20 protein-coding genes are annotated in these 21,635 nt (G+C 37.8%); 7 read left to right on the top strand and 13 right to left on the bottom strand.

What is annotated here, in order from left to right:
* Positions 1 to 27: 27 nt before the first annotated feature.
* The 3 genes from FHG85_RS08295 to mtgA all read right to left on the bottom strand — a co-directional run bounded on the left by FHG85_RS08295 (position 28) and on the right by mtgA (position 3,818).
* Positions 28 to 903: a YitT family protein gene (locus FHG85_RS08295; RefSeq protein WP_173074839.1), complete on the bottom strand. Its 876-nt coding sequence runs from the start codon at positions 901 to 903 to the stop codon at positions 28 to 30.
* A 262-nt stretch (positions 904 to 1,165) separates the two neighbouring features.
* Positions 1,166 to 3,085: a tetratricopeptide repeat protein gene (locus tag FHG85_RS08290; RefSeq protein ID WP_173074837.1), complete on the bottom strand. Its 1,920-nt coding sequence runs from the start codon at positions 3,083 to 3,085 to the stop codon at positions 1,166 to 1,168.
* Entirely contained in the window at positions 3,069 to 3,818 is a 750-nt protein-coding gene (gene mtgA / locus FHG85_RS08285; protein ID WP_246249191.1) for a monofunctional biosynthetic peptidoglycan transglycosylase, read from the bottom strand. The genes FHG85_RS08290 and mtgA overlap by 17 nt, the downstream gene beginning before the upstream one ends.
* 97 nt (positions 3,819 to 3,915) lie before the next feature.
* Between mtgA and FHG85_RS08280 the strand changes: the two genes are divergently transcribed.
* A complete protein-coding gene (locus FHG85_RS08280; protein ID WP_173074835.1) occupies positions 3,916 to 4,710 on the top strand; it encodes a M48 family metalloprotease in 795 nt (264 codons plus the stop codon).
* A 76-nt stretch (positions 4,711 to 4,786) separates the two neighbouring features.
* Here the strand turns inward: FHG85_RS08280 and FHG85_RS08275 are convergent, their stop codons facing one another.
* The 5 genes from FHG85_RS08275 to FHG85_RS08255 form a co-directional block, all read right to left on the bottom strand.
* Positions 4,787 to 5,305, bottom strand: a complete 519-nt coding sequence (locus FHG85_RS08275) for a flavodoxin (protein WP_173074833.1) — start codon at positions 5,303 to 5,305, stop codon at positions 4,787 to 4,789.
* 55 nt (positions 5,306 to 5,360) lie between these two features.
* Positions 5,361 to 6,056, bottom strand: coding sequence for an Mpv17/PMP22 family protein (locus FHG85_RS08270; protein WP_173074831.1), 696 nt, complete (start codon positions 6,054 to 6,056; stop codon positions 5,361 to 5,363).
* A 12-nt stretch (positions 6,057 to 6,068) separates the two neighbouring features.
* Positions 6,069 to 6,218, bottom strand: coding sequence for a hypothetical protein (locus FHG85_RS08265; protein ID WP_173074829.1), 150 nt, complete (start codon positions 6,216 to 6,218; stop codon positions 6,069 to 6,071).
* Positions 6,219 to 6,224: 6 nt separating this feature from the next.
* On the bottom strand, positions 6,225 to 8,282 hold the full coding sequence (locus tag FHG85_RS08260) for an acetate--CoA ligase family protein (RefSeq protein WP_173074827.1): 2,058 nt from the start codon (positions 8,280 to 8,282) through the stop codon (positions 6,225 to 6,227).
* Positions 8,283 to 8,493: 211 nt separating this feature from the next.
* A complete protein-coding gene (locus FHG85_RS08255) occupies positions 8,494 to 9,207 on the bottom strand; it encodes a LiaF transmembrane domain-containing protein (RefSeq protein ID WP_173074825.1) in 714 nt (237 codons plus the stop codon).
* A gap of 288 nt (positions 9,208 to 9,495) precedes the next feature.
* Between FHG85_RS08255 and FHG85_RS08250 the strand changes: the two genes are divergently transcribed.
* Positions 9,496 to 9,864 (top strand): hypothetical protein, encoded by a 369-nt coding sequence (locus FHG85_RS08250; protein ID WP_173074823.1) that lies wholly within the window; start codon positions 9,496 to 9,498, stop codon positions 9,862 to 9,864.
* Between the two features lie 204 nt (positions 9,865 to 10,068).
* Positions 10,069 to 11,439 (top strand): dGTP triphosphohydrolase, encoded by a 1,371-nt coding sequence (gene dgt / locus FHG85_RS08245; RefSeq protein ID WP_173074821.1) that lies wholly within the window; start codon positions 10,069 to 10,071, stop codon positions 11,437 to 11,439.
* A 72-nt stretch (positions 11,440 to 11,511) separates the two neighbouring features.
* Here the strand turns inward: dgt and FHG85_RS08240 are convergent, their stop codons facing one another.
* From FHG85_RS08240 to FHG85_RS08220, 5 genes are all read right to left on the bottom strand, one after another.
* Positions 11,512 to 13,269: a dipeptidase gene (locus tag FHG85_RS08240; RefSeq protein WP_173074819.1), complete on the bottom strand. Its 1,758-nt coding sequence runs from the start codon at positions 13,267 to 13,269 to the stop codon at positions 11,512 to 11,514.
* Between the two features lie 79 nt (positions 13,270 to 13,348).
* Complete coding sequence (locus FHG85_RS08235) at positions 13,349 to 14,428, bottom strand: anhydro-N-acetylmuramic acid kinase (protein WP_173074817.1); 1,080 nt, start codon at positions 14,426 to 14,428, stop codon at positions 13,349 to 13,351.
* Entirely contained in the window at positions 14,429 to 15,118 is a 690-nt protein-coding gene (locus tag FHG85_RS08230) for a hypothetical protein (RefSeq protein ID WP_173074815.1), read from the bottom strand. It lies immediately after the preceding gene.
* A 60-nt stretch (positions 15,119 to 15,178) separates the two neighbouring features.
* The gene (locus tag FHG85_RS08225) at positions 15,179 to 16,057 is read right to left on the bottom strand and encodes a lysophospholipid acyltransferase family protein (RefSeq protein ID WP_173074813.1); all 879 of its coding nucleotides are present in this window, start codon (positions 16,055 to 16,057) and stop codon (positions 15,179 to 15,181) included.
* Between the two features lie 31 nt (positions 16,058 to 16,088).
* A complete protein-coding gene (locus FHG85_RS08220; protein ID WP_173074811.1) occupies positions 16,089 to 17,786 on the bottom strand; it encodes a M23 family metallopeptidase in 1,698 nt (565 codons plus the stop codon).
* Between the two features lie 185 nt (positions 17,787 to 17,971).
* Here FHG85_RS08220 and FHG85_RS08215 point away from each other — a divergent pair, with 185 nt between their 5' ends.
* The 4 genes from FHG85_RS08215 to FHG85_RS08200 all read left to right on the top strand — a co-directional run bounded on the left by FHG85_RS08215 (position 17,972) and on the right by FHG85_RS08200 (position 21,621).
* On the top strand, positions 17,972 to 18,265 hold the full coding sequence (locus FHG85_RS08215) for a coiled-coil domain-containing protein (RefSeq protein ID WP_173074809.1): 294 nt from the start codon (positions 17,972 to 17,974) through the stop codon (positions 18,263 to 18,265).
* Positions 18,266 to 18,280: 15 nt separating this feature from the next.
* Positions 18,281 to 18,586: a cell division protein ZapA gene (locus tag FHG85_RS08210; protein WP_173074807.1), complete on the top strand. Its 306-nt coding sequence runs from the start codon at positions 18,281 to 18,283 to the stop codon at positions 18,584 to 18,586.
* A 234-nt stretch (positions 18,587 to 18,820) separates the two neighbouring features.
* Entirely contained in the window at positions 18,821 to 20,356 is a 1,536-nt protein-coding gene (rny, locus tag FHG85_RS08205; RefSeq protein WP_173074805.1) for a ribonuclease Y, read from the top strand.
* A gap of 134 nt (positions 20,357 to 20,490) precedes the next feature.
* Entirely contained in the window at positions 20,491 to 21,621 is a 1,131-nt protein-coding gene (locus FHG85_RS08200; protein WP_220429188.1) for a DegT/DnrJ/EryC1/StrS family aminotransferase, read from the top strand.
* Positions 21,622 to 21,635: the final 14 nt, after the last annotated feature.

Genomic DNA, 21,635 nt, shown 5'->3' with positions numbered 1-21,635 from the left:
GCAGCGAAAACTATTGATGAAGTTCAATTAGTGTCGAATTTGCTCAAAACCCTTGCCATAAACTCCCATTACATTTGAAACCGAAATAAAAGCATTATTGTCTATTTCTTTTATCATCCGATAAATGTTGCTTGCTTCGTGTTTTCTAACTATTGTGATTATTACCTTTTGTTTTTCTTTTGAGTACCAACCTGTCCCATCCACAACGGTTGCACCACGACCAATTCCCATTGTTATTTTATCAGAAATCTCTTCATATTTCTTAGAGAATATGATAAATTGAACCGATTGCTTGTTACCTGAAAGAAATGTATCTATTGCATAAGCTTGAAGTGCCATTGCAACATATCCATACACTATTGTTTCAATTCTTTTTACGGGCTCTAAATCAGTAAGTACTAAGAATGATGAACCAATAATGAATATATCACATAACAAAATTACCCTTCCAGGACTAATGTTGCGGTACTTGTTGATTATCATTGCAATTATATCAGTGCCACCTGTACTACCACCCTCTGTAAATATAATTCCAAGCCCAAGCCCGCCTAAACCTCCTCCAATTATTGTTGACAGAAATTTATCTTCTACCACAGGCACATTTATATACGATTGTAAAATAGATAGAAGAGTAGAGGCTACAATAACTCCATAAACCGTTTTTACACCAAAGTTGGCACCTAATATTTTTAAAGCAAGACCGAGCAATATAAGATTAACTGCTAGGAATGTATAACCTACCGGTATCCCGGTTGCATAGTAAACCAGTGCCCCTATACCCGATACTCCGCTACCAGTTATTCTGTGCGGAATAAGAAATGCAGTCCAAGCTAGGGCAAATACCCCAAGACCAAATGTTATTATTGCAAAACTTTTAATGTTGCCTGTTAGTTTTTTTGTCATATTTCCTGCTAATTATGATGCACAAAATTATTGTGAGCAGTTTTATGAGAATATGACTTTTTTCAGATGTATTTAAGAACATCATTTTAAGAATAATATTGGGCTTAAAAAGAGGTTGTTAATGCGTAGATTAATAATCTGTTATGTGGTTCTTTTGGTAAGGTATAATTGAAAAAGTATGTTTTATATCATAATAAAACTCAATGCTTAATTTGGTAACTATTCCCAAAAGCATTCGTTTTTTTTGCTTTACTTCGAAATATTATTTTTTGCAAAATCGTGCAACGACCTCAGCAGCTTGTTCATTACCTAAATCTACAGCCCTTCTTAGATCGCTGCATCCCATTTCGGGTTTGTTTGATATTAGGTTAGCTAATCCTCTGTTGTACCATGCTCCATGCAGCAACTCATTCTTTTCTATTGCCTTTGTGAACCAGGTTAAAGCAGCATGTTCATCGCCTGTGTGCATAAATAGAACTCCAATATTGTATGGAATTATCCCTTCATAATCATTTTTCTTTTCAATCTCTTTGAGGTCATTAATACTAGTACTTAAATTAAGAATCTTGCTCTGCGATTCGTTGTTGCTATGATAATCCGATTGCTTTCTGATGCTTTCTACGAACTTTGCCATTTTGATGCGTGCTATAACACTGGCAATTTTAAGTAGAGTGTTTGTACTGTCAAGTTGCTTGAGTGAATCAATTTCTGTTAGAGCGTCGTTGAATCTGTTGTTTTGAAAGCAATAAATTGCATGATGAATTGTACCCTTCTGGGGGATATGTTTTAAAATCTTCTGCTGAGTATTCTTGTTGTCATAATCAAAATAAAGCAGAATGCTGTCGGTATCCGTTTCAAGTTGCTTTCTTAGCATGGAACTTTGCCAAGCAATTGGCTTTGTGTTTTCTACTATGTCTGTTTTAAGAATAATTAGTGGATAGGTTATGGTAACAATCCTTGACTTTAGCTGTTCAGTATTAATTAGAAGGTTGATATCAAGTTCTTCGTTTAATGAAAGGAGTTTTTTTATTTTGCCAGTAGAGTCAATTATTGAATAAAGGCTTTTGTCCTCATGGTCTTTAAATTTTTTGGCAAGTTCCCGCCCTTTTTGCATATCCGTTGCAGCACCAGCTAAATCTCCTTGTTTAGACTTTATCTCGCTTCGTAATAGGTATGCATTGGCAAACTGTGGGAAAAGTTCAATTGCTTTATTTATGTTTTCTAGAGCGGTTTCAAGGTATCCTCTTTCGTTTCGTATGTTTGCTAGATAGTATTGTACGAGAACATTTGTGGGGATTATTGAAGATAAACGTGTTAAATCGTTAATTGCTTCTTCGGGGATCCCATCTTCATAGCTAATTATGGCACGGTTAAATAAGGCAAGGGTGTTTCTTGGTTCAAGTTCTAATACCTTGTTTAAATCGGCTAATGCATTGCTCCTATTTTTTTTATAGTAGTAAACAAGAGCACGTGTAAAATAAGACTGGGCTTTTGTGCTATCAAGCTTTATTGCTTCATTCAAATCTTTTAGTGCGAGGTCATACTTTTTTTGCTGTGCATAAAGAGCACCTCTTCTGATGTATGCATTAGGACTAAAAGGGTTTAGGCCAATTGCTGCTGAATAGTCATTAAGAGCACCTGTACTATCTGCTAGCAGGAGTTTGCTAGTGCCTCGGTTAAGCCATGCATCAGGAATTCTGCTATCGGCCATAATAACGCGATTAAATGCATTTATCGCATCCTTGTATTTTTCCTGTTGGAAGAGTATAACACCATATGTAAACAGATATTGAGCAGAATTTGGTCTAAGTTCTAGAGCTTTGAGAATGTTAGCTAATGCTTGTTGGCTTTTTCCTGCTTGCTCAAGGGCCATGGCTCTGTACTGGTAGGCCTGAGAAAATAATGGGTTAATGTTTAGGCATTTGCTAAAGTCTCTTTGTGCACCAACTAAATCGCCTTGGTAATAACGGGCAACACCTCTTAAAAACCATCCCTCATGTATGGTAGAATCGGAGTTTAGGAGTGTGTTTAGTATCGGAATAGCTTCGGAGTAGTTCCCTTTAGAGATTAGCTCTTCACCTTTGTAAAAAAAGTAGGCTTTGTTGAATTGAGCCCATGATGAAAATGATGTGAGCCAAGAGGCTAGTATTATTAAGATTGTCAACCTATTTCTTTTTTGCATTGGGTTTTAATTTGGATTTAAACTCAATCTTCCCAAGATTTTTCATGTTCCATAATATCTTTTGCTGATATCGATACATGTACTTACTTGGTTTTGATGGATTACGTTTTGATGGAGCGGGCAAAACTGTAGCTAGCATCGCTGCTTCGTATCTACTTAATTTTGATGCAGGCTTCTTGTAGTAAATTTGTGAAGCCGATTCAACTCCATATATTCCTTTGCCAAATTCAGCAACGTTAAGGTAAACTTCCATTATCCGCTCCTTTGACCAGAAAAATTCAATTAGTATGGTGAAATATACTTCAAAACCCTTTCGAATCCACGATCTGTTTGGCCATAGAAAGACATTTTTTGCTGTTTGTTGCGATATGGTGCTTGCGCCCCGGATTTTTTTTCCTTTGCGATTGTATTCCCAAGCTTTTTTGATTGCTTCCCAATCAAACCCATGGTGATGCAGAAACTTGTTATCTTCTGCAGCAACTGCAGCAAGAATCATATTTGGCGAAATTTTATCAATGTCAACCCATTTGTGCATAAAGGTTCTACTTCCACCATTTTGCTCCGATGAAAGTCTATTAGAAATCATTAACCATGTGTATTGAGGATTTATAAAGGAAAAAACAATGGTGGTAAAAATGGTTGTAATGAAAAATGTTATGATAGAATAGATAATTATTCTTTTAAAAAGAATACTGAATGGGGTTCTGGGTTTGGTCTTTTTTTTGTTTTTCACTTTTATAGAATTAAACTCAGTAGCTAAGATATTAATTTTGTAAAATATTGGCCATTTAGTTTATTTTTGTGATTGAAATGATACAAAAGTAGGTGTTATGAAGATTAGGAAGTTATTTGTCGCATTTGCGATAGTTGCTGGTTTAAGTGGGTGTTCCGATGATGGGATTAACTTTTTTACTCTTGAGCAGGATATAAAGTTTGGCGAACAGCTCGATTCTGCTTTAATGGCTAACCCCGATGAGTATCCTATACTTGATAGAGACCAGTATGCCGATGCATATAATCACATTGAAAGAGTTATGGAAACTATCCTGAATTCCAATGATATTAGGTACTCAAAAACTTTTAATTGGCAGGTGAAAATAATCCATAATGAAGATGTTATAAATGCTTTTGCTGCCCCTGGGGGGTATCTGTACTTTTATACTGGTTTAATAAAGTTTTTGGATAACGAAGCCCAGCTGGCAGGCGTTATGGCCCACGAAATTGCACATGCCGATAGGCGTCATAGTACACAAATGCTTACCAAACAGTATGGTTTTAGCATATTGCTTTCTATTATTCTAGGTGAGAACCCTTCGCAGCTCGAGCAAATACTTTCGCAGCTTGCGCTTGGTGGTACTTTGCTGAAGTATAGCCGGGATAATGAGTATGAGGCCGATAAATTTGCAATTACATACCTTTACGATACCGATTATCATCCTTATGAAATGGCTAAGTTTTTCGAAAAAATGATGGGCTCTACTCATAAAATTCCAGAATTTCTTAGCACTCATCCATCCGACGAGAATAGAATTAAGAATATTGAAGAGGTTTGGAAAAGTATGGGTGGTAAAGAAGGGTTTACCTATGAGGATCGATATCAAGATTTTGTTAATTCATTGCCTTAGAATGTTTTACTTTAAGTTGAAAAAAGGCTGTCAGATAAAATGACAGCCTTTCATTTTATCTTAAATCAAACTTTTTTTAAATGGATTTTTTTAGTTGATCAACCCAGTTCTTGATGCGAGTTGGAGTTTTTTCTGGCTCATAATCCTCATCAATGGGTAATCCTATAAACTTACCATCGATTACAGCCTCTGAATCGGTAAAAGTGTAATCGTCAGTTGGCACCTGACCAACAACGTGTGCGCCAACTTCTAGCAAATCCTTGGCAAGAATTCCCATGGCATCAACAAAATTGCGAGCATAGGTGACCGAATCGCCAGTTCCAAAAAAGGCGAAGAGTTTACCGGTTAGCCTAAGTTTTGGAATCTCTGGTCGGAATGCCTCCCAGTCACATTTCGATGAGTCTCCATTCCAAGTTTCGCTGCCTAGAGTTGAACAACCAAAAATAACAAGATCGTAGTTGTTAATAAGTTTTGGAGTAGCCTCCTTTATGGGAAAAATATCTGCATCACCATTAAATTCTTTTGCAATTAGCTTGGCCACCTTTTCCGTGGAACCTCCTGTCGGACCATAAAAAATACCTATCCTCTTTTTCATTTTTTTAATTTTTGTCGTTTTGTGTAAATATAATAAAAATAAGCAAATAAATCAACTATTTTCCGCTTCCCTTAAGGCTTGCAATGGCAAGAAAAATACCTAGAGCAACGCTTAGCAGTGCTGCAAATAGAACCTGAAAATCTGCAGGTAATAGAAATGTAATTGTATGCGCTGGAATCCAGAAAAATGGAATTGTTTTTGCAAAAACAAATCCCCATTGTACCTCCCAGTTGATTGAACCAAGAATTTTTCCAAATTGAATGGGTTTGAGAAGGCACGATAGCTTACCCCCATGATTCATTATATGTGTGTCTGTAATTTTATGTAGGGTCATCATTACTGGAGCGTATATCACATTCATTAATAGGCTAATGCTAAATGCAACGAGTATTTTTTCTGCCGATAAGTTTCCTTTCATTATTTGTGTGGCATTTTCCAATCCCAAGTAAGAAAGAAATGTTGGAACTCCCGTTGCAAAAAGCACAAAAGCAAGCTTGATGGTTAGCCCTAATAATCCCCAAACAATGGCACGAGGCATAAGGCCAAATCCTGGTTGATTGTAATTTCCTGTTCTGATTCTTAAGCCAATAGCCTCTCCAAAAGTTGCAAGTAAAGCAAATTTTATAAAGCTCATTATCATGCCATGGTTGGCATTAAAGTCAACGTAAAAACTATATACAGTTTCCGAAGCAAAAAAAGGCAGCAGGAACAAAATTGTTCCCGCAATTACAAAAAAATCGTTTCTTTTCACTTTCTCAATGTTTTAATGGTTAACGTAACGGCCAAATCCAGCTTTAATCTGCTCCCAAATAATTTCAAAACGGGTTGCAATAAGGATGATGAGAATTATGGCTATACCAATCATCATCTTTTCATTAGCTGAAAGGCTGCTCCATTTTTCCCTAAGATTCATTTGACATTATTTTTCAATTCTTATTCTTGCATCAACAGCAACAACCTTATCCTTTGAGCCAAGCAAAGGGTTAAGGTCCATTTCAAATATCTCAGGTACTATGGTAACTAATGCCGAAATACGACTAACGATTTCTGCAAAGATTTGTTCATTCACTGGTTCCTGGCCTCTAGCTCCTTTTATTATACCATAACTTTTGAGTCCACGAATCATGCCTAAAGCTTCGTTAGTATCAATTGGAGCAAGAGCCGCTTTTACATCTTTTAAAACCTCAATAAAAATGCCACCTAAGCCGCAGAGAACCATGTGACCAAATTTTTCTTCGCGTTTAGCACCTACAAAAAGTTCAACACCACTGAGCAAGGGTTGAATAAGAATAGCTTTAGTGTCTTTAATTTGAATCATTCGCTCAAATTCTTTGCGAACACTTTCGGAGTTCTTAACGTTTAGAACTACTCCGCCAACATCCGATTTGTGAACTGGTCCAACTACCTTCATCACAACAGGGTATCCAAGTTTTTCGGCTTGGGTTACTGCTTCGTCAGCGGTAGTAACAACCGCCTCACCAGCACGTGGAATTCCTGCTGCATCAAGAAGCTGCTGAACAGCTTTGGGGGCTAGATAGCCATTTTCATTACTGTCAATTACCTTGCGTATGGTTTTTTCATCAACTTCAGGAAGAGTTAGTTTCTCTGAAGCCGGTTTTGGTGTGTGGTATATTTTAGCAAGCGAAGTTCCAAGCGCTACCTCATCGGGGAAGAAAATTCGTCCTTTAGAGATGAAGTGTTCAATCTCATCCTTTACATTCATTACCGAGGGAAGAACAGGGAATATAGGCTTGCGGCACTCCTTCATCTTTTGGTCGAGTAGGTCGTAAACATCGTAAACAGGGAATAAACCTGGACTACCAAAGATTACCACCATGGCATCGATGTTGTCAAAGTCGTTCTCGCAGGCATCAATAATGTGTCCAAGCTGTTCTGCTGTTCCAGTTGCTAGGAAGTCGATAGGGTTGGCTACCGAAGAACCAGGAAATAGTTTGGTGAGCAGCTCCTGAGCCTTTGGGCCTTCAATAGGGGGAACTTCCATGCCATTATTCGAAAGGGCGTCGGTAAGCATAACTGCAGGGCCACCAGCGTGAGTAATCACTGCAATATTTTTCCCTTGTAACTCGGGATGCATGAATATTGATGCCACGGTAGCAAGTTCATCGCGCCCGTAGCAGCGAACTATGCCCGCCTTGCGGAATAGCGCATCAACAGCTACATCGCTACTTGCCAAAGCTCCTGTGTGGCTCGATGCTGCACGGCTCCCAGCCGACGAACTTCCTGCTTTAATTGCTGCAATTCTGCATCCTTTGCGGATTAGCGATTGTGCATGCTTTAGTAACTTTTGGGGCTTGTTAACGCTCTCAATGTAAAGGAGTTTTACTCTTGAACTTGTGTTCGGGTCAAAGGTATTATCCATGTACTCAAGGACTTCCTCCACTCCTATCTGTGCGCTATTACCCACTGAATATACGCTGTTGAATGTTAGCCCACGTGGTATGCTCGATTCCATAATGAATACCGCAGTTGCACCTGAGCCTGAAATGAAATCAACACCTTTAGGATCGAATTTTGGGATTGGGGTTGTAAAGACCCCGGCATAGTTGGTATTCATTACACCAATACAGTTGGGCCCAATTAAACATCCGCCAGTGCTGTTGATTGTATCAACTATTTGCTGTTCAAGTTTTGCCCCTTCTTCACTCTCCTCATGAAAACCAGCGGAAAGAATGATAAATGCTTTGGTGTTTTTTTGCTTAGCAAGTACATCAACTGTTTGAGGACAAAACTTGGCTGCTATGGCCAAAATGGCTAAATCGACCTGTGGCAAATCTGCAACATCGCGATACGATTTTACACCTTGAACCTCATCGGCTTTAGGGTTTACAACGTAGATTTGTCCTTTGAATTTGTTATCCAGAAGATTCTTTAAAACTTTTCCTCCTGGCTTTTGAATGTCGTCGGAACCTCCAACAACAACTATGCTTTTAGGATTGATTAATTCATTGGTAATCATTGGTATATATTTTTTATTATTATGCGATAGATATGTGTACAAACGTAACGGAATTAAAAATAAGATACAAGAAAGCGGTATGTGTTAGAGAGCTACTTTTTAAAATTTTCATGTTAGGAATTAGCAATAAAAATCTATGAAGTAAAAAAAAAGGCCGACAAAGTTAATTGTCAGCCTTAAGCCGAGAGAAAGTAATTAGTATTTGTTTGGTTTAAAAGCTTTTAAATTCAAGTCCACCAAAAAGAACAAGTCCTCTTATAACTAGTTCAGGAGCATCCTCAGGCAACTCGCTAGGGATTTTTCTCTTGTCGGATACGCCTCCAAAAATTGATGTTACCTCAACTTTAATTCGCCAGCTAGTTGGGATTATCAGTTTGGAACCACCAAAGATGCAAAGTACTTCAATGAGGTTCAGCCCTGGTTCAAGATTTGCATCGGTTAGGTCGATAGTAGAGCCTCCAAAAATATTCGTAATCTTTCCTCCCCTAAATTGCTTTGAGGTGAACTTTTGCTCAGAGCCTCCAAAAATGGAAACATCATCTATTAAATCGTCGTTAACCTCTCCTTTACGTAAAGGGTGCCAGTGGCTTCTTCGGCTTGAAAAAATAAGCGATAAGCCCACCAGTAGAATAATTGAAGGCCAAAAGAGTTTCCATATTGATATTGGGAAATGGTAGAATTTGGCAGTGAGAAAAAACGCACCAATGGCAATTAATACAAGGCCTGTTGTCCTGCTGCCAGGGTTCGGCAAAATAATTAAGCCTATTGCTATTAGAAGGGTTTGCCATGTGAATATATACCTCCCCCAATAAATTGGGCAAATGTTGAAGTTGTCAACTATTAGAAGGACTGCCAATGCAACAAAAATTAGCCCCAGCACAAGTTTGGAGTAATTTGTCCCTGTTCTGATTTCTTGCTTATCCATTTGGTTAATCATTTTTTCAGAGTAAATATAAGAAAATTTTTTAGCACTCAATCATTTCACAAATTATGCCAAAACAACCTAGTAATTCATTATTCTAACATATATATTAAAGAGTTTTAGCCAAATAGATGATATGCTTGTTTTGGGAATTAGACTATAGCATATTGTGTATGACTATCTTATTCTAAATTAGGCTGTATAACATGTTTTTACTTTAAAACATTTAGCCAAGCAAATTGTTTCTTTTGCAAAAAAGCATTTAGTTTGTGTTAACTTTTAAGGCAGGTGATGATTACACACGTTTTTAACAACAAACTTGGTATTCTTGAGGTTAGTTATAGTGGTGTTATCTTAGCAAACGATTTAATTGAATATGGTGAGTGGCTTTCAAGAAATCCAAACTTGCCAAGAAAATTGAGAATATTAACCGATGCCACCCAAGCCATTTATAATATTTCTCAATTTGATATTGAAAGGGTTCGGCTTGCCATGGTTGATCACTGTAAGCCATACATTTTTGTTAAAAATGCTCTAATCCATAGAAAGCCTGTTGAAACAGCCTATTCAGTTTTAGTCTCAAAAAAGAATCAGGTCGAAAACTATATTCAGGCAGTTTTTTATACAAGGGAAGCAGCTCTCGAATGGTTACTTGGTTAGGCTCATCTAATAAGATTAAATAAACGTATATACAACTTTATTGATAAGTTACCAAAATCTATTCTGTTGGGCTTTTCTTTGTAATAATTAAATTTTTTTACTCTCATTCTCTTATTTGCTAATATAAACACCTCTGCAAACATATCTCAGGATGATGTACAAGAAAAATTCTAAATTTGTAGGTATAAATTGACAATTTTCTAAATGAAAACCGATTTAAACAAGTTATACAGCAGTAACCGGACTGGAGTTAATAATCCTAAATTAAGCAATGATCCCCGAACAGACTTTCAGCGTGATTTTGATAGAATAATTTTTTCTTCACCATTTCGACGTTTGCAGAATAAAACCCAGGTTTTCCCGCTGCCTGGTAGCGTTTTTGTACATAATCGATTGACTCACTCATTAGAGGTTTCATCGGTAGGGCGGTCTCTTGGTAGTTTAATTGGCCAGACTATTTATGAGAAATTTGAAGGCGATTTAAACCCAGAAAGTCAAGAATTTTACAAATATAATCTTAGCAACGTAATAGCTGCCGCTTGTTTGTGTCATGACATTGGGAATCCGGCCTTTGGGCATTCGGGCGAAGATGCCATTGCTAGCTTTTTTGTAAAGAATGAAGCTATTTTAAAGAATGAATTTACCACAACAGAATGGTCAGACCTCATAAACTTTGAGGGGAATGCAAATGCCATTAGAGTGCTAACTCACAACCCAAAGGGAAAATCGGAGGGAGGTTTAATGTTGACTTACTCTACATTGGCTGCAATTGCTAAATATCCTTGCGAATCGGTAGCAAAGAATAAAAACTTTATTCACAGGAAAAAGTTTGGTTTTTTTCAGTCAGAAAAACCAACTTTTGTCGATATTGCTAATCGCACGGGGATGATAGTGGAGAGCAATAATCCAACTGTTTACCGCCGACATCCATTTGTATGGCTTGTTGAGGTTGCCGATGATATCTGTTACAATATTGTCGATTTAGAGGACGCTCATAGGCTTGGTATCATTGAAAGTTCTGAATGCATTGAACTTCTTCGGGCTTTAGTTAGCGGTTTAGGATACGATGATAAGAAGAAAATTGACTATCGTTTGGATCAAATATACGACAAGAATGATAGGGTTTCGTATTTAAGGGCAAAGGCAATCAATGCTCTCACATTAAAAACTAAAGAGATTTTTGAACGCAGTATCGAAAGTTTTCTTGATGGTACATTTGAGACGACTATTTTTAGCGTGATTAAGGATACCAGCAAGGAACTTGCTCAAATTATGGAGTTTTCCTACGAGTATATTTATAATAACAGACATGTGGTAGAGATTGAAAATGCTGGATATAATGTAATGTATGAGCTGCTCAATCATTTCATACCACCAATTCTAAAGTCGAAAGAAAATAGAAGTCAAGCAGATAAGAAGGCGCTTCGTCTTCTTCCTCCTGAGTTTAATTATGATGGAGGGTCTGCCTATCAAAGAGTTCTGGGCGTACTTGATTATGTTTCAGGAATGACCGATAACTACGCCACCGATTTTTATAGGAGGATAAAAGGGATTGAGATTGGTATGAGGTCGTAAATTTAAAATGAAGGAAAAGAAAAGAGCAACCCTTTGAGATTGCTCTTTTTATATGGTAAAAAATTTGATGGTCTAGTGGCCTCCGCCTTCAGATTTGTAAAGTAGTTTATCGCCAGTCTCTTCAATTAGATTCTTTTTCCACCAGTCTGGATAATCAGGATTATCAACATGTGCAGGGCAATAGTTGTATTTATTATACTTTAAGCCGCCCTTGCCATCCTCTTGCTTAACATTACCGTCCATGAATTTCATAAGAAGGAATTGGAATAGTTTTTCCCAACGAGCAACAACGTAATTTCCGGTGTTCACAGTGTAATCGGTTAGGAAGCTAATCGCTTCATCTTTATTTCCGTTATTTATTAGTTCTAAAGCGGTTTTGTCAACAATATCAGTTTGGGAGATAAAGCGGGTTTCAAGTTCGTTTTGTACCTTTTTTATATCTTGAATCATTAGGTCGTAGCGAAGGTAGGCAAAATTTGAAACCTTGTTGAATACCCAAAATGCACAGTCGTCGCAATATGTTAGCATATCACCACGTCCTTCGGCGTATGCTTCGGGAACTGATGTTACGCTACAATATACAGGAAAATAAACTGTTGAAGCGGCATCGTCAACGCTGAACCAGAATATACCACCTACAGCATCGGGCAGCCAGCTGCGCATTTGAGCAACAAACGAGAAGCCTGTTTGCTGGGTAGCAGTTGCTCGCTCATTAAAATAGGTTTTCCCTTCGTATTTCCATGTTAGTGGGCGCCAGCGATAGGGTAGGGCATGTGGACCTGCTCCTTCATCTTTGCTCATATCGAGTTCGGTGCCTTCCAAATGATCGCGCATGAAGTCCATCATGTCTCTTACCGAAAGTTTGCGATCTGGTTTAATGTAAAGTGGCATACGGTTCTTAAGATTGTGGCCCTTTGCGTAATCAAAGTATTTCCACATATCCTTGTTAATCTCCTTAAAGAACGACCAAACGCGCATTTCGCAGAATCGAGCACCTCCAAAGTCTACTGGTGCATAGGTGTCCGAAAAGCTAAACTCTTCGTCTTTTCCATTGAAATATCCTTTTTTGCGGGCAAAACTTATTACATCGTGAGCGTAAACTACCTCGATGTTAGGGTCAAAGATTTTATCAAGATTTTTTGAGCTGATAGAAGTTTTCATGTTTTCCAGTGGGAACGTAGTAATGCGTGCCTGGTTGGCATGTCCCGAAACGTAACCATCGGGAATACGAATGGCTACCCATACTGCACCACGATTGGCATTATAGGTCTTCTTGGTTTTCCTGTCAACTTTTAGGTCAACGCCTTTACCTATCATCTCAAAAATCCATACCTCGTTCTTATCGGCAACAGAGAAAGATTCTCCAGAACTATAGTAGCCATACTTTTCAACCAGTTCAGCCATCACCTTAATTGCCTCACGTGCGCTTTTTGAGCGTTGAAGGGCAATGTACATAAGTGAACCATAATCTATTAAACCTGTGCTATCTTGTAACTCTTCGCGACCACCGTAGGTGGTTTCACCAATAGCAACCTGATACTCATTCATGTTGCCAACAACGCTATAGGTTTGGCTCGCCTGGGGTATTTCACCTAAATATTTACCAGTATCCCATTCGTATATCTTCATCATGGTACCAGATGGATAAACAGCTGCGGGTCGGAAGTAAAGCTCACCAAACAGGTAATGTGAGTCTGCAGCGTAGGTTATCATGGTGGAACCATCTGCCGATGCGCCCTTAGTTACCAAAAAGTTAGTACAGGCATTGCTTGAATATGAATTAAATAGCAATGCAAAAGCTGCAAAAATTTGGATTGTGAGTTTTCTCATAATCGTTTATTGTTTAGTTAATGACTACAAACCTAATATTTTTTGGATAACAAATCTGGTTGAAAGTTTAATTTGACAGCTAAAAGTATAGGCATCCTGCAATTGAATCTTCGTTTGCACCCGTTACCGATGCCAGTGCACCTTTCTCTTTCTCAAGAAAAAGCACACCTAAGAACCCAAAAATTAAAGCTTCTTTGAAATCAATGATTTTTTCATTGGGAACAATTACATCAAGGTTTGATTTTTGTTTGATTAGCTCAGTAAGGAACAAGTTTTTGGCACCCCCGCCGGTAATAAAAATATTTTTCTTTTTAAGCCTTTTTGAATCTTCGGCAATCCTTTTGGAAATATGCTCATAGGCTGTTCGTAGTAAGTTCTCTACTGATTCTTCATGGTAATTATTAATCAACGGAATAATATTTTTCTCAAACCATTCCTTGCCCAAAGATTTGGGGCTAGATTTTTTGTAATATGATATGCTTTCAAGTATATTTAGAAAATCATCAATAACTTTCCCCTTTCTTCCTAGTTCGCCATTCTTGTCAAATTCAAACCCAGCCATTGATGCTAGGTGGTTCAGGAACATATTGCATACACAGGTATCGTAAGCTAAACGCTTTCCATCTGGGCTGTCATAGCTTAAATTGGCTATTCCGCCCAGGTTAAGGCATATGTCATAATCTTTAAAAAGATGTTTGTCGCCAACAGGGACAAGTGGGGCGCCTTGTCCACCTCTAGAAACATCACCCGAACGAAAATCGGCAATGCACGGTAATCCTGTTTGAGCAGCAATGGCTGCTCCTTTCCCTATTTGTAAAGAGTAGCCATTATCTGGATTATGAAAAATAGTATGGCCATGCGAAGCTACAAAATCTGCATCAACTCTATACTTATTAATAAAGGAATTGATTTGCTGTCCAAGGTAATGACCATACTCGAAATCGAGCCAGGTTATCTCTTCGGCAGACAGAGAGGGTGAGTTGCTCAACCTTACATACCACTCATCTGAATACTTTACTGTTTCAGCAGCAACAATTTCAAATTGCCATTCTTGGTTTATTTTTTCAAATACGCAGTAGCAAATATCAATACCATCAAGCGAAGTGCCTGACATAACACCAATCGATTTGTAGATATTAGAGGGTGTAACAAGTGGCATTTAACGGGAGTAGACGCTTATTGTTAAATTATTTATGGCTTCGTTTACTAGTTTATACAATGTCTCGTGTGGTGTGTTGAAGTTAGAATTAACTAAGCCATCGAAATATTTTTCGTCTAAATCAATAATGTCTTTAGAAAGAGCTTCGCCTTTCGCTATTTTAACTGGAATTACACCCCTGTTATTGTAAATGTTCATCTTAATTGTAACCTTTGGTTTTAGTTGGTTCTCTTTAAGTTGAACAATTTGTGATGAGTCGGCTATGATTTTATTTATATAGTTAGCCGCAAATTCTGGGCTAATATCAACATCAATGCTGATGTAATATTTTGAGTTTCCTTTTCGTAATGCCCTGTTTATTCCAACATCAGGAAACCCATACTCGTTGTATGAGAACTTTTTACCATATGCATCAATTGGTAGTAGAAGCATACCTACGTCTTCGGTTAGTCTTTGTTTAATTAAGTACCATATGTCAACAGTTAGGTGCGAGGTAATCCTGTCCAACTCAGGCTTAACAGGTTCGCGGAATAGACTAGAAAAAGCGGTGAATTTTTCATAATAATCATGGTCGATGCTTACCTTATACGATATTAGTGCTACCTCTTTCTTCCTGAACTTTTGAGCGAAACTTTGTGTGCTTATTGAAAATAAAATTAGGGTTAGAAAAATAGTATTAGTTCTTCTCATAGTTTTATATTTTTTTCAAAGATACTATAATCATAACTCTTTCAAAAAGCAAACCAAAGTTTAAGCAGGCTTTCTTTTTCTTTTCCATCTCCTATGTGTCCACAGCCAACCTTCTGGATTTTCTCTAATGCTTTGTTCTAGTCTATTCATGTAAATTTTAGTAACCTCACCTTCGGCAAGTTCACGCGGATTCTCGCAAAGAACTTCTAATTCTACATGGTAGAAGCCTCTTTTTTCTCTTTTAATATCGATATAAACCAAAGGGTAGTTATATAGTTTAGCATATTTCTCTGGGCCGTGAATGCATGCAGTGTCCTGGTTGAAAAAGTTTACCCAATGTGCTTTCGCGACCTTAGAAGGGCTTTGGTCGGCAACAAGAATGTACAAACATGGTTTGCCTGCATTCTTATTGAACGTTTCAAAGGTTTGATTCATAGGTACTAGTTCTGTCCCTCTAATAGTCCTGCTCCATTTTATGAACCAATCGATTAGCTTGTTACTTAGTGGTTTGTAAACGGCAATTGGGTGGTGTTTTAGCTGTATGCCCGCCGATAGAGCGCCCCATTCCCAGTTGAATAAATGTCCAGTTACACCTATTAAACTCTGATTGTTCTTATAAAAATGATCTAAAATTTCTGGATTAACTATTCTGTGACGTTGCCTGATTATTGAGTTCCGCATTGTAAAGCCCTTAAGGGCTTCAACGGATATGTCGGCTAAATTCTGGTACGACTTCTTTTCTATTGCAACTAGTTCGCTCTCCTCTTTTTCCGGAAAGGCTAGCCTCAAATTACTTCGTGTAACTTTAACCCTGTATTTAATTACATCGTGTAGCAGCTTAGCCATTAAATCGCTGTATCTATACAAGAGCCACCATGGTATGATGGATACAATTAAAATGGAAATCAGGAATAGTATAAAGTAAAAAAGGGTAATCAACTCTAAACAATTTATTTGGCAAAGTTAGCTATTACCAGTAAAATTTCGTAAAATATTCCGATTTGTTATCCAGGTAATCAGTGACAATAATTTTAATGGTATGCCATTTATTAGGTGATACACGCTTGGTGCTAATTTGGTGAGATAAAATTCCACTCTTTGGATCCCACTCAAATAGGACCCATTTCCCATCAATAAAACCATTATATGTTTTAATTCCAGTGTTGTCTATTAGCTTATACCTTATTGTCGAGCCATCAAACTTTGAATTAGGCATCAAGTTCTGTGTGACAATTTGTGGCGAAATGGTATCGACCAAAAGAGTAAATTTCCCAAAACTATTACATGATGCTGTAACCCAGTTTTGACTTCTACTACTCCCAACGTACTCGTAACCTTTACCATTGATTTTTGCAATGTAGGCCTTAGATGATAAAGAGTCTGGAATTCCTTTAGTGTTGTACTTTAAAGTATATCTTTTGAAGGTTTTTGTCTTGGTGTTGTGGATATTGATAGATTGAAATGGTAGGTTAGATTCTTTATGCTCCTCAACTCTAATTAACATGTCGTGAAAAAGACATTTGGCAGGAAAGATTACCTTGTAATTTAAGGTCTCTATTGCTTTTTCTTTGTTCCATCTAACTAGATGTATCTTACCATCATTATTGATGTTGTTTTTTCCAGTAAATCGCTGTTCCACACCTAATAGATAAAATGATAAAGTAGACATATTATTTGCATGGTCCCACGCGTAAATATCTATTTTGTAAACTTTCCCATTTTCAACATCAATAAAACTAGGTTCTTGAGGCAATTTTAACCCTGAGAAATAGCAGTTAGGTTCTTTCCAAAGCTTGTAAAGTTTTTTGTTAGTTCTATTTCCTAATAAACCAGCAAAAGAGTTAGCATACCTTGTTTCCGAAAATGCAAATTTTTCAAGTTCAAGTGAGAAAAACGTTTCATTATCAATCTTAAGAGCAATCTTTTTTACTCCTGTCTTTAAACTTGAGCGGTTTATGTAATCGTGCACTTCAATTGCAAAGCCAACTTTCCCAGATGCTTCAATCGTGTCTTTTAAATAGTATTTTTTATTATTAACAAGTATTCGGTGTTTGGTAAGGTTCAAATTATCAGTTAGGTAGTTGATGCTGTCAATAGTGTAAACTACCAAATTTTTAAAAATAGGTCCATTAACATCAATGTTAACCCATTGCTCAAAAAACTTGAAGGGATTTATGATTTTCTGTGTTGATGTTTCCCTTACCTCAAAGTGTAGATGAGGGCCACCCGAACTGCCACTATTACCCGTTAGTCCTATAATATTACCTTGGTTTACTGGTAGTTCCGATGGTTTTGGGAAAAGCTCTATTTCAAACGTCTTTTTGGAGTATTGTGCATTCTCAACATATTTGGCAATAGCCCCTTTGAATTCTTGTAGATGAGCATAAACCGCGGTTGTCCCATTCGGGTGATTAATATAAATTGCTTTTCCAAAACCAACTGGACTTACTTTTATTCGTGAAACATAGCCATTGGCTATGGAATAAACTTTATATCCAGTACGTCCCCTAGTCCTAATATCGACACCAGAATGAAAATGGTTGTTTCTAATATCTCCAAATGCCCCAGAAAAGGCTGGTGGAAGTTTTAATGGTTGAATAAATTGGTTAGTTTGAGCACTTAAAAGTTTAGGAGTTATGAATAAAATGATAATATACCAGAATCGCATATACAAAAAATGTTTACTCCCAAAAATATAAAACCTAGTCGATCTACTATGTGATTTTTGATAAGATTGGTTAAAAATATTTATAATGTCCTTAATATATGGCAGATACGTAGGCGTTAAAAATCGTTTACAATATTTGTTTTTTGAAATGGCATTGTATAACTTTGTAAAACTTTATCTGGGATATGAACGATACTTCAAGCAATATAATAGAGAATATTAAACATAAGGTGCAAACTCTTGTTTTAATGTATGAAAAGGTAAGGCAAGAGAATGACCATTTAAAGGCACAGGTTGCGGAACTTGAAGCCAAGTTGAAAGATAAGGACAATGCCTGTGCTGAGCTTGAAGAGCGTTATACCCGGTTAAAGCTGGCCAAAGCGCTCAAGTCTGGAGAACTTGATATGCATGAGGCCAAAATTAAGGTGAACCGGATTGTGCGGGAAATTGATAGGTGTATTGCTTTACTTAATAAATAGAACCTAGCGCTGAAAATGGACGATAAGTTATCAATTAATGTAAATGTAGCCGACAGGTATTATCCCCTCAAAATCGACAGGAATGATGAGGAGAAGATCCGTAAGGCTGCTAAGTTGATAAACGATAAAGTCTTACAGTACAAGCAACGATACAGCGATAAAGATATTCAGGACTATCTTGCCATGGCAGCGCTTCAGTTTGTGATTAAACTTATTGAGTGTGAGGATAGTAATAATTCTTCAGAACTGTTAAGTGAGATCAATGAGTTAGATCAATGGTTAGGTTCATTTATTAGTAAGCATAGCACGAGTTCTTTGTAAATAGTATTGCCCGCATTATCGCCTTAACGTTTTTGCGAAACTCAACACTACTAAAATTGGAGTAGGACTTTCTCCGCCTAAGACAGGCCTGTTTACCGCTTGTTCGGGATTTCCTTCGGGAGACGCTGGTAGTCTGAATCGGATGGCCGCTCCACCCATGTTAGAACTGGGGTTTCTACATAAATTTAAGGCATAATGCGGGTTTTTTATATATATAATCTAAATAGTTTAATTATGATAGTTACAATTATAGTCGGTGTTTTAGCGTTTTCTCTCGGGAGTGTGATTTCATACTTCATGTGGAATTCGGCTTTAAACAAAAAGCGGACTAAAATGATTAAGGAGGCCGAAGTGGAAGCCGAAGTTATTCGGAAAGAGAAAATACTTCAAGCAAAAGAAAAGTTCCTTCAGCTAAAATCGGAACACGATAAGGTGATTTCCGAAAAGAATAATAGAATAGCTCAAGCTGAAAATCGCATAAAGCAAAAAGAGTTACAACTATCTCAAAAATTCGAAGATCTTCAGCGCAAACAGAAGGAAGTTGATGCCATTCGTGAGAACCTTACCGCTCAAATGGAACTTGTTGAGAAACGCAACGAGGAACTCGATAAAATGCATAGGGTTCAAATTGAAAAGCTTGAAGCTATTTCTGGAATGTCGGCCGATGAAGCTAAAAATCAGTTGATTGAATCTCTCAAAGCTGAGGCCAAAACCCAGGCCATGTCGTACATTAACGAAATTGTTGATGAGGCAAAAATGACTGCAACTAAGGAGGCAAAACGAATTGTTGTGCAAAGCATTCAGCGTGTTGCCACTGAAACAGCAATCGAAAATTCTGTTACTGTCTTCAACATTGATTCCGATGAGATTAAAGGACGAATAATTGGGCGCGAAGGACGAAATATCCGAGCTCTTGAGGCTGCAACAGGTGTTGAAATTATTGTTGACGACACCCCTGAAGCAATCATTCTTTCTGCGTTCGACCCTGTGCGCCGTGAAATTGCACGCCTTGCTCTTCACCAACTTGTTACCGATGGTAGAATTCATCCTGCCAGAATTGAGGAGGTGGTACAGAAAGTACAAAAACAGGTTGAGGACGAAATTATTGAAGTGGGTAAACGTACAACTATTGATTTGGGTATTCATGGACTACATCCTGAACTTATTCGCTTGGTTGGTAAGATGAAGTACCGTTCTTCCTACGGTCAAAACTTGCTACAGCACTCACGCGAGGTAGCCAACCTTTGTGCCATCATGGCATCAGAATTAGGGCTTAATCCTAAAATTGCTAAACGTGCAGGATTGCTTCACGATATAGGCAAAGTACCCGATGACGAACCAGAATTGCCACATGCAGTTCTTGGTATGAAACTAGCTGAAAAATATAAAGAGAAACCTGAGGTTTGCAATGCAATTGGCTCGCATCACGACGAAGTAGAGATGACAACGCTAATTGCTCCTATTGTTCAGGTTTGCGATGCAATATCAGGCGCTCGCCCTGGTGCTCGAAGAGAGGTTGTGGAATCTTACATTAAGCGACTTAAAGAGATGGAAGACCTTGCGCTATCATATCCTGGAGTACTTAAAACATATGCAATACAAGCTGGTAGAGAATTACGTGTGATAGTTGGTAGTGAAAAGGTTTCAGACGAGGAAGCAAATAAACTCTCATTCGAAATAGCTAAGAAGATTCAGGATGAGATGACTTATCCAGGACAGGTTAAGATTACTGTAATCCGCGAAACACGTGCAATTAACTATGCAAAGTAAGTAGTTTTGGTTTATGTGTTTAGCATTTAATAGTAATTACTGTCTGTAATAGTATGACTAGCATTGAATTTCAAACCTTAAACTTTAAACCATAAACCTTGAACTTTGAACATAGAACCTTAAACCTTTCAGCAATGAACATTCAAATGTGCGACTTAAAACGGCAGTATCAAAGAATTAAAGATGAGGTTGATGTTGCCATTCAAGAAGTAATAGATAGTTCAGCATTTATTAAAGGAAAAGAGGTCGGCTTGTTTCAGGACGAGCTGGCCTCTTATCTTAATGTAAGGCACGTTATTGGCTGTGCAAATGGGACCGATGCCCTGCAAATTGCCCTCATGGCTCTGGGTTTAAAGCCTGGCGACGAGGTTATTACACCCGATTTCACTTTTATAGCAACGGTTGAGGTTGTTGCATTGCTTGGCCTAACTCCCATTATTGTAGATGTTGATCCATCTACCTTTACCATGGATATTAGCAAGTTGGAAGAAGCTATTACCCCAAATACAAAGGCAATCATCCCTGTTCATCTGTTTGGACAGTGTGCCAATATGGATGAGATAATGAGAATTGCCCAAAAACATAACTTGTATGTTGTGGAAGATACTGCTCAAGCTCTTGGAGCCGATTACTATCATGCTGAAGGGAAGATAGCTAAAGCAGGAACGATTGGGACAATTGGTACAACTTCGTTTTTCCCATCCAAAAACTTAGGATGCTATGGCGATGGAGGTGCACTATTTACTAACGACGATGAATTGGCAGCAGAAATTCGCTCAATTGCCAACCATGGGATGAAGGTGCGTTACCACCACGATAGAATCGGTGTTAATTCACGACTTGATTCAATACAGGCAGCTATTCTACGTGTTAAACTAAAGTATTTGGATGAGTATAATGCATCAAGAATAAATGCTGCTAATGCATACGATAATCTTCTTAGGAGTTGTTCCAAACTAATTACCCCTAAAAGGGCAAGTTGGAGCAATCATATATTTCATCAGTATACTTTAAAATTAGTTGAAACGGATAGGGCGAAGGTTCAAAAGAAACTAGCTGAAAAGGGAATCCCTTCTATGATTTATTATCCCATTCCCCTGCACAAACAAAAGGCATTTGAGCCTTATAAACAGAGTAATAGCAGATCTTTTCAAGTTTCAGAGTTGCTTTCAGATTCAGTGCTCTCATTACCCATGCATACCGAACTAACCGAAGAGGAAATAAAATTTATAGCAGATTCTTTGCTGGAAGCCCTTAATTACTAAATTTGAGTAAATTT

This window comes from Tenuifilum thalassicum, from assembly GCF_013265555.1.
GTDB lineage: Bacteria > Bacteroidota > Bacteroidia > Bacteroidales > Tenuifilaceae > Tenuifilum > Tenuifilum thalassicum.
The sequence above is the reverse complement of the archived record's forward strand: the minus strand, read 5'-3'. Positions and strand labels throughout refer to the sequence as shown.

What these genes read in the sequence shown, in the direction of transcription:
- FHG85_RS08295 (WP_173074839.1), bottom strand. Translation starts at nt 903, where the DNA reads ATGACAAAAAAACTAACAGGCAACATTAAAAGTTTTGCAATAATAACA.
- FHG85_RS08290 (WP_173074837.1), bottom strand. Translation starts at nt 3,085, where the DNA reads ATGCAAAAAAGAAATAGGTTGACAATCTTAATAATACTAGCCTCTTGG.
- FHG85_RS08280 (WP_173074835.1), top strand. Translation starts at nt 3,916, where the DNA reads ATGAAGATTAGGAAGTTATTTGTCGCATTTGCGATAGTTGCTGGTTTA.
- FHG85_RS08275 (WP_173074833.1), bottom strand. Translation starts at nt 5,305, where the DNA reads ATGAAAAAGAGGATAGGTATTTTTTATGGTCCGACAGGAGGTTCCACG.
- FHG85_RS08265 (WP_173074829.1), bottom strand. Translation starts at nt 6,218, where the DNA reads ATGAATCTTAGGGAAAAATGGAGCAGCCTTTCAGCTAATGAAAAGATG.
- FHG85_RS08260 (WP_173074827.1), bottom strand. Translation starts at nt 8,282, where the DNA reads ATGATTACCAATGAATTAATCAATCCTAAAAGCATAGTTGTTGTTGGA.
- FHG85_RS08255 (WP_173074825.1), bottom strand. Translation starts at nt 9,207, where the DNA reads ATGGATAAGCAAGAAATCAGAACAGGGACAAATTACTCCAAACTTGTG.
- FHG85_RS08250 (WP_173074823.1), top strand. Translation starts at nt 9,496, where the DNA reads ATGATTACACACGTTTTTAACAACAAACTTGGTATTCTTGAGGTTAGT.
- dgt (WP_173074821.1), top strand. Translation starts at nt 10,069, where the DNA reads ATGAAAACCGATTTAAACAAGTTATACAGCAGTAACCGGACTGGAGTT.
- FHG85_RS08240 (WP_173074819.1), bottom strand. Translation starts at nt 13,269, where the DNA reads ATGAGAAAACTCACAATCCAAATTTTTGCAGCTTTTGCATTGCTATTT.
- FHG85_RS08235 (WP_173074817.1), bottom strand. Translation starts at nt 14,428, where the DNA reads ATGCCACTTGTTACACCCTCTAATATCTACAAATCGATTGGTGTTATG.
- FHG85_RS08230 (WP_173074815.1), bottom strand. Translation starts at nt 15,118, where the DNA reads ATGAGAAGAACTAATACTATTTTTCTAACCCTAATTTTATTTTCAATA.
- FHG85_RS08220 (WP_173074811.1), bottom strand. Translation starts at nt 17,786, where the DNA reads ATGCGATTCTGGTATATTATCATTTTATTCATAACTCCTAAACTTTTA.
- FHG85_RS08215 (WP_173074809.1), top strand. Translation starts at nt 17,972, where the DNA reads ATGAACGATACTTCAAGCAATATAATAGAGAATATTAAACATAAGGTG.
- FHG85_RS08210 (WP_173074807.1), top strand. Translation starts at nt 18,281, where the DNA reads ATGGACGATAAGTTATCAATTAATGTAAATGTAGCCGACAGGTATTAT.
- rny (WP_173074805.1), top strand. Translation starts at nt 18,821, where the DNA reads ATGATAGTTACAATTATAGTCGGTGTTTTAGCGTTTTCTCTCGGGAGT.
- FHG85_RS08200 (WP_220429188.1), top strand. Translation starts at nt 20,491, where the DNA reads ATGAACATTCAAATGTGCGACTTAAAACGGCAGTATCAAAGAATTAAA.